Annotated in this window: 5 protein-coding genes; 2 read left to right on the plus strand and 3 right to left on the minus strand. The window is 65.9% G+C overall.

Annotated elements, in window-relative coordinates:
- Window positions 1-17: 17 nt before the first annotated feature.
- Both I5Q34_RS33230 and I5Q34_RS35945 read left to right on the plus strand, forming a co-directional pair.
- Window positions 18-212: a ferredoxin gene (locus I5Q34_RS33230; protein ID WP_199896223.1), complete on the plus strand. Its 195-nt coding sequence runs from the start codon at window positions 18-20 to the stop codon at window positions 210-212.
- Between the two features lie 199 nt (window positions 213-411).
- Window positions 412-1077, plus strand: coding sequence for a response regulator transcription factor (locus tag I5Q34_RS35945; protein ID WP_199896224.1), 666 nt, complete (start codon window positions 412-414; stop codon window positions 1075-1077).
- A 61-nt stretch (window positions 1078-1138) separates the two neighbouring features.
- Here I5Q34_RS35945 and I5Q34_RS33240 read toward each other — a convergent pair whose 3' ends face one another.
- From I5Q34_RS33240 to I5Q34_RS33250, 3 genes are all read right to left on the minus strand, one after another.
- Window positions 1139-2035, minus strand: a complete 897-nt coding sequence (locus I5Q34_RS33240) for a hypothetical protein (protein WP_199896225.1) — start codon at window positions 2033-2035, stop codon at window positions 1139-1141.
- Complete coding sequence (locus I5Q34_RS33245) at window positions 2020-2955, minus strand: ABC transporter ATP-binding protein (protein ID WP_199896226.1); 936 nt, start codon at window positions 2953-2955, stop codon at window positions 2020-2022. Before I5Q34_RS33245 ends, I5Q34_RS33240 begins: the two co-directional genes overlap by 16 nt.
- 448 nt (window positions 2956-3403) lie before the next feature.
- Window positions 3404-3877, minus strand: a complete 474-nt coding sequence (locus tag I5Q34_RS33250) for a hypothetical protein (protein ID WP_199896227.1) — start codon at window positions 3875-3877, stop codon at window positions 3404-3406.
- Between the last annotated feature and the right edge of the window lie 343 nt (window positions 3878-4220).

The raw sequence follows: 4220 nt of genomic DNA on the forward strand, positions 1-4220 counted from the left end.
GGGGAGGGGAGTGACCGGTGGAACTCGACGCGGACCGCGAGCGCTGCGTGGGCGCCGGGATGTGCGCGCTGACCGCACCCGAGGTGTTCGACCAGGACCTCGACGACGGGCGGGTGCGGGTCGTCGATCCCGCGCCGCCGCCCGCGCGCCGCGCGGCGGCACGGCTGGCGGCCGGGGCGTGCCCGGTGGGGGCGATCACGGTGCGCGCGTGACGGTTCGGCAGGGGAGGACTGCTCCGCGTTCCGCGCGTCCTCGTCGAGGCCCGGGCGAGCATCACTTGCTCGCCCAGCAGTTGCATCGGCTGCGCCGCCGCAGTTATACAGACCATCCCCACCTGTAAAAAACAGAGTAAAGGCTGTTAACTCCTTGGAGAGAGTGTAGATACCGTATGTGACGATCAAGGGGTGGCCTGTGATCAGCGTGGTGGTCGTTGGAGACGATTCGCTCGCCTGCGGAACATTGCGGCGGATTCTGGAGACGGCCGACGACATCCGAGCCCTGGCCACCTGCGACGTTACGTCGGCAGTTGAGGAAGTGGCGCGTCAGCGACCGGATGTGGTGCTGCTCGACATCAGCGGGCCCGGGGTCGATGGGCTGGCAACACTGTCCTCACTGGCTGCGCAGGAACGGCCGCCAGTTGTTGCCATGCTGACGACCGCTTCCGTTGACGACCGCGTGATCGCAGCCCTCGAGTTGGGAGCAGTTGGTTTCCTGTTCCGGGACACGGAGCCGGAGGGCCTTGTCAATGCAGTGCGCTTGCTGGCATCAGGTACCCACGTCCTCTTCCAGGGTGTGGCCGACCGAGTGGTGAGCGGTTTCCTCGCCGGCCGGAGGCACTGTGATGCGGCTCAAGCGCAAAGAGCGCGACTTGCGGTGCTCACAGCACGGGAGCGCGAAGTGCTGGCCCTCGTGGGAGAAGGGCTGTCGAATCCTGAGATCTGCAGGATGCTGCTGCTGAGCAAGGCCACCGTCAAGGAGCATGTCAGCTCCATCCTCAACAAGCTCGGCGTCGCCAACCGCCTGCAGGCTGCCGTACTCGTTCGTACATATGCGGATCGAGAAGTGACCTGCGGATAACAGGTCTCGTGACCGGGTGCTGTACAACCAGGGTCGGTCAGTGTGCCGACCCTGACTCTTTCTATGGCGCGTCGCGGTGTATGTAGGCCAGTCCTCCTCCGACGGCAACCAGCACAGTGAACAGGCAGAAGATCGTCATCCCTATGGCCGGGTGGGCATTGCTGCCGAGCAGCGCCTGATCGAAACCCGCGTCTGGGCCGCCGGATTCGTCACGCAGGTTGTGCAAGGCCGCGCGCGCGGCGGCGAAGGGCAGATAGTTCCGGACGCCGTTGAGCCCCGGCACCTGCTCCAGCGCGAGGCCTGCAAGACGCTCGACGATCACCGGCCACAGGAGGAGAAACGCGAGGACGGCTCCACGGCGCCGGGTCAGCGCCGTCAGACCCGCAGCGAGTGTCGGCCAGCACAGCATTACCACCGTCAGTGACAGGAGGGGCATTGCCAGACCCGCGAGATCGGGCAGGGCGTCCCCACGGAGGGCGAGCACAACGCATCCGGTCACCAGGCCCAGCAGAGCTGCGCCGAGTGTGGTCGCTGCGGCGACCACGGAGGGCACCACGACTTTGGCCACGTACGCGGTGCGGCGGGAGGAGAGAGTCAGAAACGTCGTCCTGGCCATCCGGTGGGAGTACTCGACCCCGATGGCTGACATTCCAAGGGGAAAGAGGAGGAAGGCAGCCATCGGTGCCTGAGAGGCAAGCGGTGAGAACTGCAACGTGTCCGCCACTGCGGCCAGGGAGTAGCCTGCTTTGCCGCCATGAAGGCCGATATCCACACCGTTCCCGACGCCGAGCAGAGTGATGAGTCCTGCAACCAGCCAGAGAGAGCGCAGAGCTGACAGCCGCCTCCACTCGTACTGAATGGCCCGCCGCGCACATGAACGATGCGGTCCCGGCCGGCGTATGCCCAAGGACCGTCCACCAGGGCCGCCTTCCGCTCCCGGCTTCAGTGCTGTGGCCATCGTGCGCTGAACTCCTCTTCTGCAACGGACAGATAAAACTCCTCAATGGAGACGGAGTGCTCGCCCAGCGAGTACAGCGGAATGCCGTGGTCTGCGGCCAACAGCCCTACTTGCTGTCGGCTGACTCCAGTGACCCGGGCATGGTCCGCGTCCAATGCCTCGATGCGTCCGCCGGCAAGTTCGAGCATCACAGCCAGTCGAGCCATAGCCGGGCTCTCCACCAGCACATGCCGCCCAGCCTGCTCGGCGATCTCCCGTACACCGGACTCTGCCGTGACCCGGCCTCGGACCATGACTACTACGCGGTCCGCGAGCTGTTCCATTTCCGCCAGCAAGTGACTCGACAACAGCACTGCCCCGCCCGCGTCCGCGAAACTGCGCAGTGCACTGCGCAACCAGGCGATCGAATGTGGATCGAGCCCGTTGAACGGCTCGTCGAGGACCAGAACCTGCGGCTGTCCCAGAAGGGCCTGAGTCAGCTCGACACGCTGCGTCATGCCCAAGGACAGCTGGCCCAGGCGCAGTCCGCGTGCCTGTTCCAGACCGATACGGTCCAGGGCTGCCTGTGCCGCGGCCTCGGGGGCGGACAGCCCCAGGCCGTAGGCGACCATGGTGAGGTGGTCGATGACCCGATGCTTGGGATGGCCGCCGACACCGCCGAAGACCGCGCCGACCACCTGTCCAGGGCAGTGCCAGTCACGCAACGGGCGGCCGAGAAACCGGGTTTCTCCTCCGCCGCGGATGAGCCCGAGCATTAACCGGAGTGTGGTGGTTTTCCCTGCGCCGTTGGCGCCCAGCAGGCCGGTCACCGAACCCGGCGGAACCGACAGGTCGACGCCGTCGACCACTCGCTTCTCACGGTACGACTTGCTCAGCCCCGCGGCCTCGAGCATGAGTTGTGGAGGAATCGAATCCGACATTGCAAAAACAATCACCATTCGACGTGCAGCGGTGCACGAGCCGGGCTGATGAGCACAAAGCTTGGGACACGCGACGAGGCAGGCCGGCCCTCAAGGTGCCGGCCTGCCCCTCACGACACGCCGTGAGCCGGACGACTGCTCACGACCAGCCGACAACAGTTGCGTACAGAGCTCCGGAGACCGCGTGCACGGTCACGGGAACCACTGCTCCGGACCACGGCTTTGTGCCGCGCACTGCGCAGAGAAGAAGTGCAGCGGCAGGACCGGCCCACCCCAGTACGTAGAGAATCACCGTGATGCGTGAGCCGGCCAGATGTGAAACCGCTCCCACCCGTGATACCAGGCACAGGCAGGAGAACGCCAGTGCCAGTCCCCACAGGTTGGCCTCCGGTGACCGGGCCGTGTGCGCCGTCGTCTCGTCGCGTCGTGTCATGCCTTCTGCTATTCCTTAACCGATCAGCTGGTCCATGACCCACTCGATCACATCAGTACCGCCGGCCGAGATCGCGAGCCGGACAGGGTGGTACCACGGGAGGTCACCAACCCACTTGTTGAACGCGCCGGTTCCCTTCTTCGCCGCCGCGACGGCCTTCTTGAAGAAGGCCGGACCCTGCTTCTTGATGAGATTGATGATTGCCTTGCCGGCGCTGCTTGCCGCACTGTTCGCGACACCCGGAGTGGCCTGGCCGTCGGCGACCGCCTGAATCGCCGCCCGGCCATTGGCGTCGAGTTCCGCTGTGATCTCCGGAGAGGCCAGCATCTGGCGGGCCTGCGACGCGGTGAGCCCAGGAGTCGACACCGCGACGGACTGAGCCGTGGCAGCACGGGGGGTATCGGCTGCGCTGGCAGCGGGAACGGCAACACCGAGCGCGACTGCCGCCATGACCGTGGCTGAAGCTATACGCAGGGACTTGGGGTTCACGTACTCTTCTCCTTGTGCAGGACATGAGCGTCCCTGTGAGGCCTGCAAACCGGCAGGGACGCCAAGGTCTGTCCACACGCGCAGGGCGGAGGTCCCGGACGGGGAGCTCCGCCCTGCGCTACGTGTAGGACGAACGGACTCGTTGATCTTCCGTCACCCCATGTGAACCGCACAACCCGCCACTTGGCCGGTTCCACGACCGTAGGGTTTCGGTCGACGAGCGAGGGCCAGCATGGGGAGAGGTGTCTTGCAGAGATGAGGCGCCCCTGAGTGGCCGTCAACCTTGCGCTCCCCGCGCTGGCCGCCCGCTTCCCCGGCCTGCGCCTGGCCGTACCGCCGGAGG

Source organism: Streptomyces sp. AV19, from assembly GCF_015999245.1.
Classification (GTDB): domain Bacteria; phylum Actinomycetota; class Actinomycetes; order Streptomycetales; family Streptomycetaceae; genus Streptomyces.